13 protein-coding genes are annotated in these 20,008 nt (G+C 42.7%); 10 read left to right on the forward strand and 3 right to left on the reverse strand.

What is annotated here, in order from left to right; translation table 11 throughout:
- Positions 1-15 precede the first annotated feature (15 nt).
- Both NH399_RS24420 and NH399_RS24425 read left to right on the forward strand, forming a co-directional pair.
- Complete coding sequence (locus NH399_RS24420; RefSeq protein WP_253044012.1) at positions 16-1,269, forward strand: parallel beta-helix domain-containing protein; 1,254 nt, start codon at positions 16-18, stop codon at positions 1,267-1,269.
- Between the two features lie 3 nt (positions 1,270-1,272).
- Complete coding sequence (locus NH399_RS24425; RefSeq protein ID WP_253044013.1) at positions 1,273-2,418, forward strand: SO2930 family diheme c-type cytochrome; 1,146 nt, start codon at positions 1,273-1,275, stop codon at positions 2,416-2,418.
- 34 nt (positions 2,419-2,452) lie between these two features.
- Here the strand turns inward: NH399_RS24425 and NH399_RS24430 are convergent, their stop codons facing one another.
- Entirely contained in the window at positions 2,453-3,106 is a 654-nt protein-coding gene (locus NH399_RS24430; protein ID WP_253044014.1) for a TetR/AcrR family transcriptional regulator, read from the reverse strand.
- A 71-nt stretch (positions 3,107-3,177) separates the two neighbouring features.
- The gene (locus NH399_RS26045; protein ID WP_253044016.1) at positions 3,178-7,659 is read right to left on the reverse strand and encodes an EAL domain-containing protein; all 4,482 of its coding nucleotides are present in this window, start codon (positions 7,657-7,659) and stop codon (positions 3,178-3,180) included.
- 252 nt (positions 7,660-7,911) lie between these two features.
- Here NH399_RS26045 and hisS point away from each other — a divergent pair, with 252 nt between their 5' ends.
- The 5 genes from hisS to NH399_RS24460 all read left to right on the forward strand — a co-directional run bounded on the left by hisS (position 7,912) and on the right by NH399_RS24460 (position 14,505).
- Positions 7,912-9,249: a histidine--tRNA ligase gene (gene hisS, locus NH399_RS24440; protein ID WP_253044018.1), complete on the forward strand. Its 1,338-nt coding sequence runs from the start codon at positions 7,912-7,914 to the stop codon at positions 9,247-9,249.
- A gap of 18 nt (positions 9,250-9,267) precedes the next feature.
- Positions 9,268-9,975: a tetratricopeptide repeat protein gene (locus NH399_RS24445; protein WP_253044020.1), complete on the forward strand. Its 708-nt coding sequence runs from the start codon at positions 9,268-9,270 to the stop codon at positions 9,973-9,975.
- Positions 9,975-11,120 (forward strand): outer membrane protein assembly factor BamB, encoded by a 1,146-nt coding sequence (gene bamB, locus NH399_RS24450; RefSeq protein ID WP_253044022.1) that lies wholly within the window; start codon positions 9,975-9,977, stop codon positions 11,118-11,120. The genes NH399_RS24445 and bamB overlap by 1 nt, the downstream gene beginning before the upstream one ends.
- A 63-nt stretch (positions 11,121-11,183) precedes the next feature.
- Complete coding sequence (der, locus tag NH399_RS24455) at positions 11,184-12,584, forward strand: ribosome biogenesis GTPase Der (protein WP_253044024.1); 1,401 nt, start codon at positions 11,184-11,186, stop codon at positions 12,582-12,584.
- Positions 12,585-13,158: 574 nt separating this feature from the next.
- Positions 13,159-14,505 carry a DUF4397 domain-containing protein gene (locus NH399_RS24460; protein ID WP_253044026.1) on the forward strand — a complete coding sequence of 449 codons (1,347 nt, stop codon included), beginning with the start codon at positions 13,159-13,161 and terminating at the stop codon, positions 14,503-14,505.
- A gap of 127 nt (positions 14,506-14,632) precedes the next feature.
- Here the strand turns inward: NH399_RS24460 and xseA are convergent, their stop codons facing one another.
- Positions 14,633-15,976: an exodeoxyribonuclease VII large subunit gene (gene xseA, locus NH399_RS24465; RefSeq protein ID WP_253044028.1), complete on the reverse strand. Its 1,344-nt coding sequence runs from the start codon at positions 15,974-15,976 to the stop codon at positions 14,633-14,635.
- Between the two features lie 228 nt (positions 15,977-16,204).
- Here xseA and guaB point away from each other — a divergent pair, with 228 nt between their 5' ends.
- The 3 genes from guaB (at position 16,205) to tadA (ending at position 19,993) form a co-directional block, all read left to right on the forward strand.
- Entirely contained in the window at positions 16,205-17,671 is a 1,467-nt protein-coding gene (gene guaB / locus NH399_RS24470; protein WP_371876118.1) for an IMP dehydrogenase, read from the forward strand.
- 135 nt (positions 17,672-17,806) lie between these two features.
- A complete protein-coding gene (gene guaA, locus NH399_RS24475) occupies positions 17,807-19,384 on the forward strand; it encodes a glutamine-hydrolyzing GMP synthase (protein ID WP_253044037.1) in 1,578 nt (525 codons plus the stop codon).
- A gap of 114 nt (positions 19,385-19,498) precedes the next feature.
- Positions 19,499-19,993 (forward strand): tRNA adenosine(34) deaminase TadA, encoded by a 495-nt coding sequence (gene tadA / locus NH399_RS24480; RefSeq protein ID WP_253044039.1) that lies wholly within the window; start codon positions 19,499-19,501, stop codon positions 19,991-19,993.
- Positions 19,994-20,008: the final 15 nt, after the last annotated feature.

The following is a 20,008-nucleotide window of genomic DNA, read 5'->3' on the forward strand; positions in this document are numbered from 1 at the left end:
TTTGGGGAAATGGTAATGAAAGCCTATAGACAGATCTTCCATCGTTGCATTGTTATGGGGCTAGGAGGGGCCATGTTGCTTACGGCATGTTCCGAGCAAGCGCCTGAACCCTCTGTAAAAAATGAGAGTTTTCAGAAAAAACTACTGACTCAGCTGATTAAAGCAAAGCCTGGCGATGTGATCACAATCCCCGAAGGGCGACATGTTATCGATAGAGCATTATCACTCAACGTGAGTAATGTCGTTATTAAAGGTGTGGGTAAAGATAAGAGTGTCTTGTCGTTTAAGGGACAAAAGCAGGGAGCCGAAGGCTTGATTGTCACGGCCGATAATATCGTATTGGAAAACTTCGCCGTTGAAGATACCAAAGGCGATGGTATTAAAGTGAATGAGTGTAATCATTTAACGGTTCGCGATGTGAGGGTTGAGTGGACCAATGGTCCTGATACCAAAAATGGCGCTTATGGTCTTTATCCTGTGCAATGTGAGAATGTGCTGATTGAAAAATCCGTTGTGATTGGTGCATCCGATGCGGGCATTTATGTTGGACAATCCAGAGATGTCATCGTACGGCATAATCGAGCGGAGTATAACGTCGCAGGCATTGAGATCGAAAACACGATTGGTGCCGATGTGTACGAAAACGTGGCCACTAATAACACAGGAGGCATCTTAGTTTTTAATATGCCTAATCTACCTCAACCTGGCCATTCTACGCGAATTTATAACAATCAGGTTTTTGCAAACAACACGAGTAATTTTGCTCCAGAAGGGGCTGCTGTCTCTGGTGTACCTGCGGGTTCGGGAGTCATTATTAACTCAAATGACAAAGTTGAAATTTTTGAAAATGATATTTCTGAAAACAAAACAGCCAATATCATTATCTCTAGTTACTTTAGTGCTGGCTATTATTCTGAAAAGTCGACAGCGAAAGATTTTGACCCTTATCCAGAAACCATTTTTATTTATAAGAATCGCTTTTCTGGTGGCGGTGACTCCCCAGACCATCTCGAGCTAAAGGCGTTAAAAGTAGCGCAGTTTGGTTTCAATGGACGTCTGCCTGATATTTTATGGGATGGTATTGTAAACAGTGAAAAAATATCCGAAGGCAAACTAAAGAAAGAATATGCCATTTGTATTGATAATGACACTGCTGGGATTATCAATGTTGATGCAGGTAACAACTATAAAAACATATCAACCGACATAAAGCCACATCAGTGTGTTCATGACAAGCTGCCACAAGTATCACTGCAACGAGGTAGTTAATTGATGTTGAATAAATATTTTTCGTTGGTAAGTCTGCTGATTCTATTTACAGTGACTGGTTGTTCTTCTGAAAAAAAAGTACTTTTGCCCGTCGGTGATAATTATCCTGAGTCATTAAGTGCCTGGGGAGTGCTGTGGCGTGATAGCAACCGCCTTGTGATTAACCAAAAAGTCATACCTTACGATTTAAATACGGCATTGTTTTCTGATTATGCTCATAAGTTTCGAACCGTGTGGGTTCCTGAAGGCGAAACGGCTGTTTATCGTCAGGACGATACTTTTGATTTTCCAGTTGGTTCCGTTATTACTAAAACCTTTTATTATCCTTCTGTGAAAGGTGGTAGTCATAATCAGGTTTTGAAAACCTCCGACTATAGTCAAGATTTCGTGGGACAGGCATTAAACCTTAATCATCTTCGTTTGATTGAAACTCGAGTCTTATATCATTCAAAGAACGGTTGGGTTGCATTGCCTTATGTATGGAACGAAGAGCAAACCGACGCCGTTCTAGAAATTACCGGAGGCTCGTTCGATCTGGAGCTGGTTAGTGAGGAGTCTGGCAGCCAACTGGTAGCATTTAATTACAGCGTGCCTGATGCTAATCAGTGTGTGGGTTGTCATGCTCCCAATCATAGCGCTCGTGTCATCAAACCGATAGGACCTAAAGCTAGACATCTAAACAAAACCTATTTTTATGCCAGCGGTGAACAGCAGCAAATTAACTATTGGCGAACTTCCGGTATTTTAAAAGGGGTCCCCTCTTTGGAGAAAGTGCCTCAGAATGCACTGTGGACTTTAGATGCAAAAAATAACATTGATCATCGAGCTCGCAGTTATCTTGATATTAACTGTGGGCACTGCCATAACCCAGTTGGTGCAGCTGATACATCGGGCTTGTTTCTGGATATCGCGCAGAATGACGATTTGAAACTTGGGGTGTGCAAACCCCCGGTTGCTGCGGGTCAAGGTACGGGAGGGCATCTCTTTTCGATAGTGCCCGAAAAACCCGATGAGTCGATTCTCTTATATCGTATGCATTCTCTTGATCCTGGAGCTATGATGCCAGAGCTGGGACGGGCTACTGTGCATAAAGAAGGTGTTGATTTAATTCAACAATGGATCCGCAGTATGAAAGGCAATTGCTCTTAACAGTTAATATGGCAGTTGTTAGACATGACTGCCGTTAAGCTTTGCTCGTTAAAATGAGAGACAAAGTATGGCGAATACTGCTATGGACTAAATCTATCTGCTTAGAGTTGAGCAATAAGGTATATTCCAGATGCAAAATAGTGGCTGCAATATTATGAGCATGAAGTTCAGCGTCTTTGTAGCCGAGCTGTTGAAAAAAGTGTGTGATAATACTGAGTTGCTCAGTCTCGGAAAGGCTAACTACTTTGGCAAGGTGTTCATTTCTTAATGCTTCGGTTTTAAAAGCATGCTCAAGTAAACGTGAATCGTAGTCTTTTGTTTGATTAAGAATATGTTGTGTTAAATAATCTGATAACTGATCAACCAGAAAGTCAGTTGTTATGTTATCACTGTGTGTTTTAAGTAGCTCATAACTCATTGACTCCAGCGCTTTAAGAGACGCAAAGTTATCTTCTGCAAAGTAAAGAAAAGAGTCATGTATTAAATCGGATAGCTCTTTAAAGTAATAGGTTGTCGCTGCGAGTGGCACTTGAGCTTCTTCTGCCACCGAGCGATGGCGAACGCCCCGTATTCCACTTTTTACGATGATTCTTAAAGTAGCTTCCAGTATTAACTTTCTTCGTTCAATACCGTCAATGCGCGTAGGTTGTCGTCCTCGATAGGTAAAGGGGAGAGACGATTCACTCATGACTTAGAGACTCCGCAAACATTCTATTATAGATAACCAATTGTCCTTGGTTTTAGTAAGTAAAACAAGTCCTAGTAATTTTTTTCTAAATAATCGGGCAGCGCTTCTATAGATAAAGGTTTGGAAAAGTAATAACCTTGGGCGAGATCGACATTTAAGGAGTTAATAAAAGCCAGCTGTTCTTTGGTTTCTATTCCTTCAGCGACTGTTTTTAGGTTAAGGCTCTGGGCTAAGGCTATGGTGGACTCAATGATCGCCTCGCTTTGTTTTTGAACGCCTATTTGATTGATAAAGCTGCGGTCTATTTTTAACTTTTTAATTGGCAGTTGATGCAGATATTTTAGCGAAGAGTAACCAGTACCAAAGTCATCTAAAGCCAGATCGATTCCACGTTCACTCAGATCTTTAAATAGTTGCCATGCACTATCGATATCTTCCATTAACACAGACTCTGTTAGCTCGAACTCGACCTGTCTGCAGTCGACTGGATATTTTTCTAACAACTCGTTGATAAAACCCAAAATATCATGATGGGACAAGTGTTTTGCAGAAAGGTTGATCGCCATGCCCAGGTTAAGGCCTGCTTTGTGCCATGATGAGAGCAAAGAGAAAGCTTGTTCCATTAATTGTTCTGTCAGCGGAATAATGAGCCCCATTTCTTCTGCTATGTGAATAAAGTCACAGGGAGGAACCCAGGTTCCATCTTTTTTCTGCCAACGAGCAAGCGCCTCAAAGCCAATCACTTTATTTGTGCTTATGGAAACTTGAGGTTGGTAATGCAAAGTAAATTCGTTTTGTTTGATAGCGCGACGCAACTCCCCCTCAAGTTGCAGTTTATCGTGGGCTTTTTCATTCATTTCTGGTTGATAGTATTGGAAGTTATTTCTTCCTGCACTCTTAGCATGATACATGGCAATATCTGCATGTTTTAGTAAAGTATCAACATCGTCACCATCATCAGGGTAGGTTGATATACCAATGCTAGGAGACGTTATTATTTCGTTGTTCTTGATATTGATTGGCTGCGACATATTATCGATGATTTGTTGTGCTATTCGGTTTGCCGCATCAAGGTTAGAAATTTCTTCGAGTACAATGACAAATTCATCTCCTCCAAGCCGTGCTGCTGTGTCGTTAGCTCGAATAGAACTGGTTAGGATCTTGGCAACATGAATGAGTAATAAGTCTCCAATATCATGGCCCAATGAATCATTGATTTGTTTAAAGCGATCCAAGTCGATAAAGAAAATGCAAAGCTTGTTATTCTTGCGCTTACAGTGTGCAATAGCATGATGTATGCGATCGGTTAATAAAGTTCGATTAGGTAAGTTGGTTAATGGATCATAACTAGCAAGCTTTCTCAGTTCTTCTTCGGCTGCTTTTTGGGCACTGATATCTGTAATGGTAAATACATAGTGGGGCGAACTATCATGAGCAATAAACAGGTTCGCTTTGATCAAGACTGGGAAAGGGGGCTGATATTTTTTCTGCATGTAGCCTTCGCCTTCCCAGTGTTTTTCGTTTTCGATACTTTTGAAAAGCGCATCAACAAAATCATTGCTACCCTGTTCTTGTCTTAAAAAGAAAACACCTTTGCCAATAATATCTTTATCGGTGTGTTGAGTTGATTGATAAAACGAGGGGTTAACCGCAATAACTTGTTTCTTTTGATCCAATATGCAGATGATATCACGGCTGTTTTCAAACGCTTTAGAAAATAGAATGACTTTATCACGGGCTTCTTTATTTGCACTGATGTCTGTGTAGGTACCCGTCACTCTTAACGGGTTGCCATTTTCATCCTTCGTTGTTACTTTGGCGACATCTCTAAACCATAGCCAGCTACCTTGTTTGTCCCTGATTCGATAGATATGATCAAAGGTCGTAATGTTTCCTGTGATCAGCTGGCTCCAGGTATCTAAGTAAGTCTCTTTGTCATCTTCATGTATTGAGGATAGTCGGTCGTGAAAGTCGATACTGTCTTTGTCATCAACTTCATGAACTAATCTTGGTTCAAAAAAGAGGTTGGTAGCCGCACTCCAGTCCCAAAGGCCACTTTCTTTTCCTTGCAAAGCCAGTTGAAGCCTTTCTTCGCTTTCCTTAAGTTGATTGTGAGCTATCATCCAGGCTTCTTGTTGTTTTTTCTTGCGGGCATATATCAAGTACACTGTGCTTAAAGTTAAGACAACATAAATAAGAAGAGACCACCATCTTAACCAAAGAGGAGGCGCTATGGTTATACTCAAGGTTGTTGGTGGTGATACTTTTCCTGTTTCGAAGTCAACGGCACTGATATTAAGTACATGACTACCTATTTTTAATTTTGGTAAAAATAACTGAGTATCATTAGTAACCGTTAAGGTATCTTCTTTATCATCCCCAAACCAGTGCATGTATTTTATTTGTTCGGGTTTTGTTAAAGACAGTGCTGAGTAGTTGATATTGATACCAAAGTCGTCGTGATTGAGAGATAGTGATTTTTTTTGATAGCTACCAAACTGATCTTTTTGCGGTCTGGAAAGTGTGGATAATTGTGTGATATGGGCTTGATATCGTCCGCTCTTGTATTTACCGAGTTCCCCTAGATCTATTTTCATTAACCCTTTTACTCCGCCAAAAACATAGAGGCTGTCTTGGGATTTTAAAAAAGCGCCGCCATTGAACTCATTCGATACCAAGCCATCGCGGACATCAAAGCGGCGTAAGTGGAAGTTTTCAATATTAAAGCGATAGAGACCATCGTTACTTGTTAGCCAAAGTTGACCGTTGTCTTCTGCAATTAAGTCCATAGCGGTTTTTATTTTAAGTTCTTGCTCCGACTTAAACTCGATCGTTGTGTAGGTTTTGTTGTCAATTTTGTAGATGCCATGTCCGGGATAGACAATCCATAGTGCATTTTCGGACTCGTAAACACTTTGCGGCTCTGTTTGTATATCCTTATCAGATGGAAGTTCATGAATGCTCTTTAGTTCGTTTTGCTCCATGTCGTACAGCAAGGTTTCGTTGGCTCCAGATACATAGAGTTGTTTAGGGTTTCCTCTTACTGGACCAATAAATCGATATATTGGCCTGGTTAGATCTCCTGAGCTAATGGTATTGATCAGGTGTTGAGCTTGCTGAGTATCGAGAGAAAACTCATAAATACCTTCGGCTTTAATAATAAGCAACTTGTTGTCATTGGATAAAAACAACTCGCTGATGGTATTACCTTGCTCGCTTTTTAAAGCCTCCGGAAGGTTGAGAGTCACTTCTTTGTCTGTGTTGATATCAAAGGCCCTCAGGCCGCCGATGGAGTTCACCCATAAAGTGTCATTAACAATCTCCATATCGGTAACATAGGTTTCACCATATACGGCTTTCTTGTCACTATTGACCATAAACTGCTTAATGGGTTGAGAGCCTACTGGTATTTTGTTGACTCCATTTTCTGTGCCGACCCAAAGGGCACCATCAGGCGCTTCTCGAATGACCCAGGCCCGAGGATTGGATAGACCCTTTTGATAGACTGTTTTAACGGCGTTATTGGGACGCCATTTGAATAGCCCATCATTGTAACTGCCCAACCAAAGGTTGCCTTCGTTATCCTCTATCATGTGATTGATATTGTTATTGCTAATGCTCTGAGGTTGTTCTGAATATTTAAAAACGAATTCCAGTTGACTTGAATTATGATATTTAAAAAGCCCTTCGTGAGTAGCTACCCAAAGAAAATTATCGGCTTCTATGATTTTCCAGATGTTTAACTGCCTTATCAGCTGTTCTGGTTGAGCGGGTGTTTCAGTGGCTAAGTTCTTTAGCAGTGACTTTTTGTTAAAAGCGTACAGGCCCTCGACGGTGGCAATCAGAACTTGCTCATACGCCGTTACGTATATTCCTTTTATATTATTGGTATCTGCCGAATATTCTTGACCTGTTGAGGGACGATGATTGAGCTTTTGGACGGTATGCGTTTTTAAATTAAATGAAAATAGCCCATTGGATGTTCCCACCAGCAAATAATCTTCAATTTGGTAGAGCGTACGAATGATGTGCTGCTCTTTGAAGGATTCCAACTGTTGAATAGAGAGCAAGAACTTGAGCGGCTTATTATCGTGGGAATAGCTAAACACTTCTTGGAATGTTGCTAACCAGAGACGTCCATCATCAGCTTGATGGGCGTGGCTGATAAGAGGGTATTGTAAATCGTAGTCTTTGGGGGGCTCAAAGAGTACCGCCTCGATTCCGTTAGTCTGCTTATTTATTCGAAAGTTGTAATTGGGGTATGCGCTTACCCATAAGTTTTTATAGGTGTCTTCGTAGATATAATTGATTTGGGCACTATTTAATATGTGGTCCTGCGAGGGAAGTTGTTCAACACGATAACCGTCATAGCGATTAAGTCCTTGGTAGGTACCAATCCAGAGAAAGCCTTCAGAATCCTGAATTAGGCTGTTTATCTCGTTTTGGCTCAAACCTTGTTCACTTGAGACTTGCGTTAAGTGGACGCGTTTGGCTTCGAGCGAGTGAGACAAGATTAAGCTAACAAATAGCAATATACCTACAGAGAATTTCACTGAATTTGAGATGCCCTTATTCCGTTTTAAATAAGTATAGCGTTCATTCCTGTTCTAGCCCGTTTTTCACTTTTGTGGTTATAAACTGAACAGTTATGAGGCTATGGAGAGGTGTCTGGAGGGCTGAATTTCGCTAATAAGGATTGGATTAGCGGCATTTGAGTGTAAAAAAGCGTAATTAGCTGTGTTTATCAATGACTTTGTTAAATATTCCATGGATCACGGGTCCACTTTAGTTGGTTTTTCGTTATAATGCCGCGTTTACCTTATTTTCGAACCGCAGATAGCGAGAACACGACATTGAGCGCAAAAATTCAGGCAATCAAGGGCATGAATGACTTTCTGCCAGAGCATACAGTGCTATGGCAAAAGCTGGAGCAGCTATTACGCCGCTTGACTGCTGCTTATGGGTACTCCGAAATCCGTACCCCCATCGTCGAAAAAACAGCTCTTTTTAAACGCTCTATTGGTGAAGTCACCGATATTGTGGAAAAAGAGATGTACACGTGGAAAGACATTAACGATGACAGTTTAACCTTGCGCCCTGAAGGGACGGCAAGCTGCGTTCGTGCTGGTATTGAGCAGGGTATCCTTTATAACCAACAGCAAAAGTTGTGGTACATGGGACCTATGTTTCGCCGCGAGAAGCCACAAAAAGGCCGTTATCGACAATTCCATCAGCTGGGTGTTGAAGCTTTTGGCTTTGCGGGCCCTGATGTTGATGTCGAACAAATCCTTTTAACCTGGCGTCTGTGGAAAGAGCTGGGTTTTGCCGATCGTGTTGAGTTACACATCAATTCTCTTGGGCAGGCCGAGTCTCGAGCCAAACACCGCGAAGTGCTGGTAGAGTACTTTGAGCAGAATATCGATAAGCTCGATGAAGACAGTAAGCGCAGACTAACTAGCAATCCTTTGCGTATCCTGGATAGTAAGAATCCAGAGATGCAGTCGCTCATCGAAGAAGCCCCCAAGTTAGTCGACTATCTTGATGACGAATCGCAACAGCATTTTGATGGCTTACGCGCTCGTCTGGATGCTGCTGGTCTTCCTTATACGGTTAACCACCGACTGGTTCGTGGCCTGGATTATTACAATCGCACCGTTTTCGAATGGATCACCAATGATCTTGGAGCCCAAGGTACGATCTGTGGTGGCGGTCGCTATGATGGCCTTGTTTCTCAATTGGGTGCACAAGACACACCTGCCTGCGGGTTTGCAATGGGTCTTGAGCGCATTATTGCTTTGTTGGAAAACAAGCCCTTTGCAGAACAGCTTCAAGGACAGGCTGATGTGTATTTGATTACCATGGGTGAAGATGCAGAAATCAAGGCGACCGTATTAGCAGAAGCATTGCGCAGCCAGACCCCATCTTTGCGTCTGATGACCAACCTGGGTGGTGGCAACTACAAAAAACAATTTAAAAAGGCTGATCGTTCTGGTGCCCGTATCGCGTTAATCCTAGGTGAAGACGAGATTCAGCAACAAACGATAGGTGTTAAGTTTCTTCGAGAGCAGCGTGATCAGCTCACGATGAAACAAGAAGAATTATCCGATTTTCTCGATGGCTACCTGGCATCGACAACAGAATGATAGATTGAGGAGTGTAAAGTGGATTACGAAACTGAAGAACAGCAAGTCGAAGCCCTGAAAAACTGGTGGAAAGAAAACGGCTTGTCGGTAGTGGTTGGTATTGCGATTGGTTTAGGTGGTTATTTTGGCTGGGAACAGTATCAGAGTCACACAATCGAAACCAAGAAAAGTGCCTCGCAGGCCTACGAAATTTTGTCTGAAATTAATATTAAAGACAATACTGACGAGTTTGTTAAGAAGGCTAATGAGCTGAAAAACGATCATGCCGATACTGCTTATGCGCTGCTTGCTTCTTTGCATTTGGCTAAATTATCAGCGGAGAAAGCCGACTGGGCTGCAGCCGAAAAAGAGCTCGACTGGGCTGTTCAAAAAACTCAAGGCAGTGAGCTTCAGCCTATTTTCAAGGTGCGTCTGGCTCGTCTGTATAACGCTCAAGAAAAACACCAGCAAGCCATCACTTTATTGGAAGGCATTAAAGAAGAAGCCTACACCGGTATGACCAATATTGTATTGGGCGATGCTTACTTAGCGATGGGTGACAAAGAGAAAGCACGTGCTTTGTATGAGGTTGCCGGAGAAAAAACGAATTCTTATATCGTAAAAAATGAACTTGAGATGCTTGTTGATGATCTAACTACTCCAGGTATTAGCATTAACAAGGCTGCTGAGGCTCCTGCAAACACAACAGAAGAAGCTAAAGCAGACGAAAACAAACAGGGTTCCTAATGAATTGGAAAACATTGAGTGCATTATTAGTAGCAAGTTCATTGTTATTGACAGGGTGTGGTGCTGACGAAGATGAGTTGGTTCCTAACCCTCTGCCAGAGATAGAAGCAACCGTAGAGTTTGAGAAAGTCTGGGACATCAGTGTTGGTTCTGGCGTTGATGAGCGTCTTCTTAAGCTGAGTCCAGCTTACGGCTATAACAAGATATACGCTGCTGATGTTGATGGTGTTGTTAAAGCTATCAATCCTGAGAACGGTGATACGGTCTGGGAGCGAGAGCTGGAAGCCGATATTTCTGGTGGTGTGAGTGTTGGTAACTTGCATGTTGCTGTTGGAACACGCGATGGCCAGATTATTTTGTTAGATGCCGAAACCGGCGAAGACAAATGGCAGGCTCAAACATCGAGCGAGATTATCTCTGCTCCTGCTATTGATGATGGTTATGTAGTCGTTCGAACCGTTGATGGCATGATCTACACTTATGCTGTTGATAGCGGTGAGCGTCAGTGGTTTTATGATAAAACCCTACCCAGTTTGACCTTGCGTGGCACATCGGCACCGGTTATCAGTCGCGGCGCTGCAATCAGCGGTTTCGCCAATGGTAAAGTGGGTGTGTTCTTATTGGACGGTGGTCGTCTGGCATGGGAGAAACAAATTTCTGCTCCTAGTGGCCGCTCAGAACTAGAACGAATCGTCGACGTTGATGCTCAGCCTTTAGTATTTGGTAGTACTCTATATGCCGCTTCTTACAATGGTAATGTCATTAGTATTGAACTGCGCAGCGGTGAAACGCTATGGCAACGAGAGCTATCGACCTTCCGTGATATGTCAATTCACAGCCAGTTGTTGCTCGTTGCTCATGATAACAGTTACGTGAGTGCACTGAACCGCAATAGCGGTGCAATTTTGTGGACTCAAAAAGACCTGTTTTTACGTAACTTATCCAAGCCCGTTGCTTTTGGTGGCCATGTTGTCGTTGGAGATTACGAAGGGTACTTACATATCCTGGATAAAGATACAGGACAGCTGATCGGCCAGGAGTCTGTCAGTTCCAGTGGTATCATTGCGAACCCTCTGGTACTTGATGACAAGTTAGTCATATTAACTCGTGATGGCGACCTGATTGCCTACAAAAAACAAAGCTAGAGACTATCATTGTAGTCTCCGGCTTTTGCCTTATTTAGTTATTTTTAAGAGATTGTTGTTTATATGGTTCCTGTAGTTGCGTTAATTGGACGCCCCAATGTGGGTAAGTCCACCTTATTTAATCGACTGACTAAAAGTCGTGACGCGCTGGTAGCTGATTTACCCGGTTTAACGCGCGATCGCCAATATGGTCATGCGCAAATACAGGGACGCCCATTTATTATTATCGACACTGGCGGTATTACTGGTGGCGAAGTTGGCATTGACGGCAAGATGGCTGGACAGTCGAAAGCGGCTGTAGATGAGTCTGATATTGTTCTGTTTATTGTTGATGGTCGTGCTGGACTAACGGGTGTTGATGAAAGCCTTGCGCAAGAATTGCGCGCCAGCGGCAAGTCTGTTCATCTGGTGGTTAATAAGATTGATGGTATCGATCTAGACCAGGCTATGGCTGATTTTTATGCCCTGGGTTTTGACTCTATTCATGCTATTGCAGCGGCTCATGGACGTGGTGTTTCCCGTTTAAGCGAAGAGTTGTTAGTGCCTTTGTCTGCTCCTGCAAAAGAGGAGTCGGAAGAAGAGGCGCGCAAACATCCTAAACTTGCCATTATTGGGCGACCAAATGTGGGTAAATCCACCTTGGTTAATCGCATGTTAGGCGAAGACCGAGTGGTGGTTTATGACTTGCCTGGAACTACACGAGACAGTATCTATATCGAAATGGAACGTATGGGCAAGAACTATACGTTGATTGATACTGCGGGTGTACGTAAGCGGGGTAAGGTCAAAGAAACGGTAGAAAAATTCTCCATTCTAAAGACTTTGCAGGCCATTGAGGACGCTAATGTCTGTGTGATGGTGTTTGATGCACGAGAGGGCTTAACTGAGCAAGATCTCAACTTGTTAGGTTTTACTCTGGATGCAGGGCGTTCTATTGTTATCGCTATTAATAAATGGGATGGCATGGAACAGGAAGCCCGCGAGAAGATAAAAGATGACATCAAGCGTCGTTTAATCTTTGCTGACTTCGCTCGAATTCACTTTATTTCTGCTCTTCACGGTTCTGGCGTGGGAGATCTGTTTGGCTCGGTGGATGAAGCTTATCGTTCGGCCAATGTAGAGATGTCGTCTTCCAAACTAACCCGAACGCTTGAGATTGCTGTTGCCAAGCATTCTCCGCCTATGGTTCGAGGGTTTCGTATCAAGCTGCGTTATGCTCACCCTGGTGGCCACAATCCACCTCGAATTGTTATTCATGGTAACCAAACTTCCAAACTGCCGGAATCTTACCAGCGTTACTTGATGAAGCATTTCCGTAAAGCGCTTAATATTATGGGGACACCCATCAAGTTTGAGCTGAAAGAAGGGGACAACCCTTACAAAGGCAAAAAACAAGAAATAACTCGACGTCAGCGTTTAAAGCGTCGCCGCACCATTAAAAAGTTTGGCAAGAAGAAGAAATAATATTATGAGGCTTTCGCTCACGGCGAAAGCCTTTTTTTACTCATATTCCCAATCCTATCTCAGCTTCAATAGAAGCCCCATTTTAAGTTTCATTGATTTTCATCAAAAAAAGTAAAAAAATAAATTTTTTTTGCGACGCTTTTTGCTGCCTGCAAGTCTTATATATGAGAGCGACAAAAATACACGAAAAACGAACGTGAGCCTGCTTTTGCCGCTTTGTTCAGGTGACATAATTAAAGTAAGGAATCGCAAGTTATATTAAGCAAGGAGTTGAAGGTTTAAGTTAAGGATAATGAGATATTGGCTAGGGATGGAAGCAAAGAGTATGGATGCGTCATGATGAGTGAAAGGAGTCAGGACGAAAGCAGGCTCTACTGAATGGTATTGATTGCTCGGGTTTACTGCTCACATCATTGATGAGCCTATGGCTTGCTATCGCATTGTTATCTTACTTAATGTCAGTTTGGCATCAGTTTTCTTTACCTATCTTTACAAAACTCACCGTCAACCTGTGGGTCACAGTTTGCGTTAGTTTCAATAAAACGATTCAGTCATTTATTCGAGGTTGGTGAGTATGTTTCTCAAACAAAGTCTCTCTTTTGTTTTTTCTCTTTTGTTATTTGTGTTAGTTGGTTGTGATTCTGGCAGTGATGATGATGCCACTGTTTTTGTTGATAGTTATGTTCATTTTTATAACGCCTCTCCTAATGCGTCGGATGCCAAGTTTCATCTGGATGATCAACCTTATAGTTCTGCTGACTTTGGTGATGTCACCATTCTTTATACCGTTGATGAAAACACATACAACTTCAAGTTAACCCGCAAAGATAATTATGGTGATGATGTTGATATTCTGGAAGACTCCGTTACTTTAAGGCAGGGCGTACAACATCTATTCATAATGACGGGAGACTTTCGCCAGCCAGAGTTGATGGAGTTCGATTTCACATTAACTGATGTAGACGATGGATTCGTCCAGTTGCACATTGCTCATCTTGCACAGAACCTTGCGCCAGTCGATGTTTATATTTCGTCATCGACCGAAACCTTTGCTGATGCTGAGTTCTTAGCGTCTTTAGATTACAAAGGTTTTTCTTCGTCCTTGTCTAAAGAAGCTGGGGATTACATTGTTTATCTGACGGATAGCGGCTCTGACAATATTGTTTTTCAATCAGAAGATATTATTCTTTCTGAGCTAAATCGTTATGTTCTGGCTTTGAGAGAGGATTTTGGTCCGGGTACTTCAAGTGTGGCGCTTGATCGAATTTCTAACTCTTCTTCGGTTATTGAATACCAAGATATTAACGAGGCGGCACAGTATCGGGTTTATAATAGTATTGATGCCATTGATAATGTCGACTTTTATCGCAATGGTTTAGATAACAGTGCCGACTTTACCTCGCTAAATAATGATGTATTCAGTGATTATATGCTGTCGAGTTTTGGTGATTTTACGCTTTCTATGACTGAGGCAGGCAATGCTGATAATGTTTATTTCAGAGATCTTCTGCTCACATTGAACTATGCGGACTCGAAAAGTGTGGTTGTTTATAATGATGAAGAAGGCCTGCCGTCTGCCCTTTCTTTTGAGCAAGATGTTCGTCCTTTAGCTTATCAAAGTGATGCAAACCTGGTTAACATTATTGCTGATTATAGCCAGGTCAATGTGTATTTCGTCCGTTCTGATGAGACTCTCGATACTGCCACTTATACCTATGAAAACCTGGACTTTACTGATGTCAAAAACTTTACGTTACCAACAGATACCTACGAAATATATTTGATTTATGAAGACGAAAATGAAAACCGATTTTTACTCTATCGAAGCGAGCCCATAACCTTACAAGACGATATCAACTACACCTTTATTGCAGAGCCTGATGCTCAAGAAGTGAATGGCTTTAAAGTCAATATCCTGTAAAACAGAATATTGTGAAGTTATTTTCCAGGTAATGGCGTGAGCTCTGGAACATCAGAAAGACAAAACCAAGTTCCCCTCGTGTGAAAAGCTCTTTCTTGATTGGTTGCGGGTGGTTACCTGGAAATTTTTATTGAACCTGGCTGGTCACAACACCGTCTTTAAGTTTGGTCGTGATGATGTCTCCGGTATTAACATCCGCACAGCTTTTAACAACCACATCATCTTTTAGCGTAATGGAATAGCCTCGATCTAAAGTGGCTAATGGGCTAACGGTATGCAGTCGTTGTGCGCTATGAATTAATTGCTGGTGTTGTTGATTAAGTTGGGTTTCCATCGCTTGAATCAATCGCTTGCTTAAATGATGGCAGTCTTTTTTCATTGATGACAATTGCTTGTCTGGATGCAAACTACTGAGGTGTAATTTTTGTTGCTCCAGTCTAGTGCTCTCAGTATTGATTTTTTTCTCTATGAATAAATTCATGCGAGCAGAGAGTTGTTGAATTGCACTCTGGTATTTGTCGAGTATTGGGTCGGGATCGGCTAGTTTTAAAGCAAGAAAATTTAAGTGGGTTGCCAGGCTTTCGATATGACTCAACATAAGATCTTGCAAAGTCATTTGATAGTTATCCAGAGTTTGTCGTTGTTGCTGCTGATCGCGGCTAAGCATCTCTGCTGCCGCAGAAGGTGTTGGTGCACGTGAGTCAGCAACAAAGTCGGCGATGGTAAAGTCCACTTCATGGCCAACAGCCGAAACAACAGGAATCGAACTATTAGTAATGGCGTAAGCGAGACTTTCTTCATTGAAACACCAAAGATCTTCCATCGAACCACCGCCTCGGGTGAGCAGTAACGCATCACATTCATTACGTTGGTTGGCGGTTTCTAATGCCTGAATGATTGTGTTGTGAGCATCTTTACCTTGTACCTGTGCGGGATAAATAATGATCTCTGTCAGTGGAAAGCGGCGCTCCATTACCGTGAGTACATCGCGTATAGCGGCACCCGTGGGAGAAGTAATGATGCCCAGAGTTTTAATTGCCGTCGGAATAGGGCGTTTGCCATCTTCATCAAACAAGCCTGCTGCGGCCAGTTTGTTTTTTAACTGCTCAAATTGCAGTTGCAGAGCGCCGACGCCAGCAGGTTCCATAATATCGGCGACTAGCTGAAACTCTCCCCGCGCTTCGTAGAGGGTGACACGGGCTTTAACGATCACTTGCTGCCCATCTTCAGGTCGAAAACGCAGCAGCCGATTGCGTCCTTTAAACATGGCGCAACGGACTTGGGCTTGCTGATCTTTTAACGAAAAATACCAATGCCCTGACGCAGGAGCCGAAAAATTACTGATTTCGCCTTGCAACCAGACGTGTCCCAACTGCTTTTCCAGTTCTGACTTAGCCATTCGATTAAGCTGACTGACGCTTAAATACTGGCGTTCGGTAGGGCGTTGTGGCTGTAAAACGGGTTTCAGCATCGTTTCTTTTCCATACTAGATCGGTGAGTGCTCATTAGATATTGATGTGTCATTTGAGTAAGAAATACATCAGTCTGCTATCTTTATTGGAGTTATTAGCCAAGCGGCGATGATTTATAGCTATTATTTGCAACTATTGTGCCCAACAGCATTGTTTCAACTTTCTGATAAATGTTATAATTCCGCTTTGGTTTACCTCCCATTTTTTAATCGCAGGGTGAGTCTTTTATTATGCGAATCATTCAGGAAGCATTGACATTTGACGATGTCTTACTCGTGCCAGCCCATTCTACCGTATTACCTCACACGGCTGAACTGGAAACTCGGTTGACCAGAGAGATTTCGTTAAATATCCCCTTAGTATCCGCTGCGATGGATACTGTCACAGAATCGCGCCTTGCTATTGCGCTGGCTCAAGAGGGTGGTTTAGGTTTTATTCACAAAAACATGACCATTGAGCAGCAGGCGTCTGAAGTTTTAAAAGTAAAGAAGTTTGAAAGTGGTGTTGTTAGCGACCCTATTACTGTTCATCCTGGAATGACCATTGGTGAGCTTAAAGCGTTAACAGCCGAGCATCGCATTTCAGGCGTTCCTGTCGTCGAAGGAAATGAATTGGTTGGTATCGTGACTAGCCGAGACGTTCGTTTCGAAACTCATCTGGATCGTCCTGTTTCTACCGTTATGACCCCTAAAGAGCGTCTGGTTACCGTTAAAGAAGGTGCCGAGAAAGAAGAAGCTCTGGCTTTGATGCACAAACACCGCATCGAAAAAGTGTTAATGGTTGATGATCAGTTTCACCTAAAAGGTTTGATCACCGTTAAAGATATCCAAAAAGCGGAAGATAAGCCAAAAGCAAGTAAAGACCGTTACGGCCACTTGCGTGTTGGTGCCGCAGTGGGCACAGGGCCTGATACCGATGAGCGTGTTGCTCAGTTGGTTGCAGCTGGTGTCGATATCATTTTGGTTGATACGTCACACGGCCACTCTCAAGGTGTACTGGATCGTGTACGCAGCGTTAAGCAGCAATACCCTGATGTTCAGTTAATTGGTGGTAATATTGCGACTGCGGCTGGTGCTTTAGCATTAGCTGAAGCAGGAGCGGATGGCGTAAAAGTTGGCATCGGTCCTGGTTCTATTTGTACCACTCGTATTGTAACTGGCGTTGGAGTTCCTCAGATTTCTGCGGTTTCTAATGTTGCAGAAGCCTTGAAAGACAAAGGTATTCCATTAATTGCTGATGGTGGTATTCGCTATTCTGGTGATATGTGTAAAGCCTTGGTCGCTGGTGCTAGCGCTGTTATGGTCGGTAGTATGCTGGCTGGTACTGAAGAAGCGCCGGGTGAAGTAGAGCTTTATCAGGGGCGTTCTTATAAATCTTATCGTGGTATGGGGTCTTTGGGCGCCATGGCACAAAAGCATGGTTCCGGTGATCGTTATTTCCAAAGCTCTAATGCGGCGGATAAACTGGTTCCAGAAGGCATTGAAGGTCGAGTTCCTTACAAAGGCACAATGGTTAACATCATTCATCAAATGATGGGTGGCTTGCGCTCTTGCATGGGATTAACCGGATGCCAGACCATCAATGATCTGCACACTAAAGCCGAGTTTGTGAAAGTCACGGCTGCGGGTATGAGCGAGTCTCATGTTCACGATGTTCAGATCACCAAAGAAGCGCCTAACTACCAAAATCGATAGACGCTTCAAGTTCTACGCTGATGTTGTAGAACGATACTATACTTTTCTTAGCCGCGATTCAGGTCGCGGCTTTTACTTTTTAAGAGATTCGGTTTTGTCCGTATTCGATTACATGCTTAATTAAGGTTATCGCATATGTCTCAAGATATTCATGCCAGTCGAGTTCTTATTTTAGATTTTGGATCTCAGTACACTCAGTTGATTGCACGCCGCGTTCGAGAAATTGGAGTTTACTGTGAGTTGTATCCTTACGATATGAGCGAAGAAGCCATTCGCGAATTTAATCCACAAGGGATTATTCTTTCTGGTGGGCCAGAGAGTGTGACAGAAGCATCGACTCCTCGAGCATCTGATGTCGTCTTTGAGTTGGGTGTACCTGTATTAGGCATTTGTTATGGCATGCAAACCATGGCGGCTCAACTAGGAGGTGAAGTTGCATCTTCTGAAGAGCGTGAGTTTGGCTATGCGCAGGTTAAGCATGAAGCCGTTTCTAAGTTGTTTGAAAACATCGAAGACCACGCCGATGAAGATGGCGTTGGTTTGCTTGATGTTTGGATGAGTCACGGTGACAAAGTTGTTTCTATTCCTGACGGCTTTACCAAAATTGGTTCGAGCACTAATGCGCCTTATGCGGCCATGGCAAATGAAGACAAACAGTTTTATGGTATTCAGTTTCATCCAGAAGTTACTCACACTCGTCAAGGTGGTCGCATCTTAGAGCGCTTCGTTGTCAATATCTGCGGATGTGAAGCATTATGGACACCAGATAATATCATTGACGATGCTATCGAACATATTCGCAAGCAGGTTGGTGATGATGAAGTGATTCTTGGTTTGTCTGGTGGCGTTGATTCATCCGTAACCGCAGTACTGTTGCACCGAGCGATTGGCGACAAGCTTACTTGTGTATTTGTTGATAATGGCTTATTGCGTTTGAACGAAGCGGATCAGGTCATGGCCATGTTTGCCAAGAACATGGGTATCAAAGTCATTAAGGTTGATGCCGAAGACCGCTTCCTGGGTGAGTTAAAAGGTGTTGCTGATCCAGAAGATAAACGTAAGGTGATTGGCCGTGTCTTCGTTGAAGTGTTCCAGGAAGAAGCGGACAAATGTGAAAATGCAAAATGGTTAGCACAGGGTACTATTTATCCTGACGTTATTGAATCCGCTGGTGCCAAAACGGGTAAAGCTCATGTCATTAAGTCTCACCACAATGTTGGTGGATTGCCAGAAGACATGAAACTGGGATTGGTTGAGCCTCTGCGTGAGTTGTTTAAAGACGAAGTACGTAAGATTGGCCTGGAGTTAGGTCTGCCTTACGATATGCTATATCGTCATCCATTCCCTGGTCCTGGGTTAGGTGTGCGTATCTTAGGTGAAGTTAAAAAAGAATACGCTGACTTGCTTCGACGTGCAGATGCAATTTATATCGAAGAACTTTATAACCATGAGCTCTATCATAAAACATCACAGGCATTTACGGTGTTTTTACCTGTGAAATCGGTTGGTGTGATGGGAGATGCTCGTAAGTACGATTATGTTGTTTCGTTAAGAGCGGTTGAGACTATTGATTTTATGACGGCTCGCTGGGCACACCTTCCTTATGAATTCCTTGAGTTGGTTTCTAATCGAATCATTAATGAGGTGGACGGCATTTCACGAGTCACTTATGACATCAGTTCTAAGCCTCCTGCAACGATTGAGTGGGAATAACATCTCGATAGCTGTCATTACTTTTAAAAGCTCATTGGTTGCCAACCAATGAGCTTTTTCAGTTATTAGATATATTTTTTATATTCATTAGCTTGCCTGAGAGGTGTTACAGTCATGAGCAATCAGTTTGATGAACGTGATGAGTTCTATATGCATAAAGCAATAGAAATGGCTCGTCATGCTGAATCAAAAGGAGAAGTTCCTGTGGGGGCTATTCTTGTTGGCGATGATGAAATTATTGCGACTGGCTACAATCAATTAATCACGACTCATGATCCAACAGCCCATGCTGAGATTATTGCTATCCGGCAAGGTGCAAGCAAAGTTAAAAACTATCGCTTAATAAATACTACTTTATATGTAACTCTAGAGCCTTGCGCCATGTGTGCGATGGCTATTGTTCATGCTCGAATTCAACGAGTGTGTTTTGGTGCATTCGATCATAAAACCGGTGCATCCTCTTCTGTTTTTCAAATTTTACAAAATCCAGCGAATAATCATCAGCCCGAGGTATCGAGTGGAATTCTTGAACAGGATTGTTCTAACCTACTTTCTAGTTTTTTTAAACGCCGAAGGCTGGAAAAAAAACTAAATAAAACTAATATTTAAACATATATTTAGCTT

The sequence above is a fragment of the Pleionea sp. CnH1-48 genome, from assembly GCF_024124665.1.
Classification (GTDB): Bacteria; Pseudomonadota; Gammaproteobacteria; order Enterobacterales; family Kangiellaceae; genus JAMXSB01.

Bases quoted from the DNA above. Each gene is read 5' to 3' on its own strand.
- NH399_RS24420 (WP_253044012.1), top strand. From the start codon at position 16: ATGAAAGCCTATAGACAGATCTTCCATCGTTGCATTGTTATGGGGCTA.
- NH399_RS24425 (WP_253044013.1), top strand. From the start codon at position 1,273: ATGTTGAATAAATATTTTTCGTTGGTAAGTCTGCTGATTCTATTTACA.
- NH399_RS24430 (WP_253044014.1), bottom strand. From the start codon at position 3,106: ATGAGTGAATCGTCTCTCCCCTTTACCTATCGAGGACGACAACCTACG.
- hisS (WP_253044018.1), top strand. From the start codon at position 7,912: ATGCCGCGTTTACCTTATTTTCGAACCGCAGATAGCGAGAACACGACA.
- bamB (WP_253044022.1), top strand. From the start codon at position 9,975: ATGAATTGGAAAACATTGAGTGCATTATTAGTAGCAAGTTCATTGTTA.
- der (WP_253044024.1), top strand. From the start codon at position 11,184: ATGGTTCCTGTAGTTGCGTTAATTGGACGCCCCAATGTGGGTAAGTCC.
- NH399_RS24460 (WP_253044026.1), top strand. From the start codon at position 13,159: ATGTTTCTCAAACAAAGTCTCTCTTTTGTTTTTTCTCTTTTGTTATTT.
- xseA (WP_253044028.1), bottom strand. From the start codon at position 15,976: ATGCTGAAACCCGTTTTACAGCCACAACGCCCTACCGAACGCCAGTAT.
- guaA (WP_253044037.1), top strand. From the start codon at position 17,807: ATGTCTCAAGATATTCATGCCAGTCGAGTTCTTATTTTAGATTTTGGA.
- tadA (WP_253044039.1), top strand. From the start codon at position 19,499: ATGAGCAATCAGTTTGATGAACGTGATGAGTTCTATATGCATAAAGCA.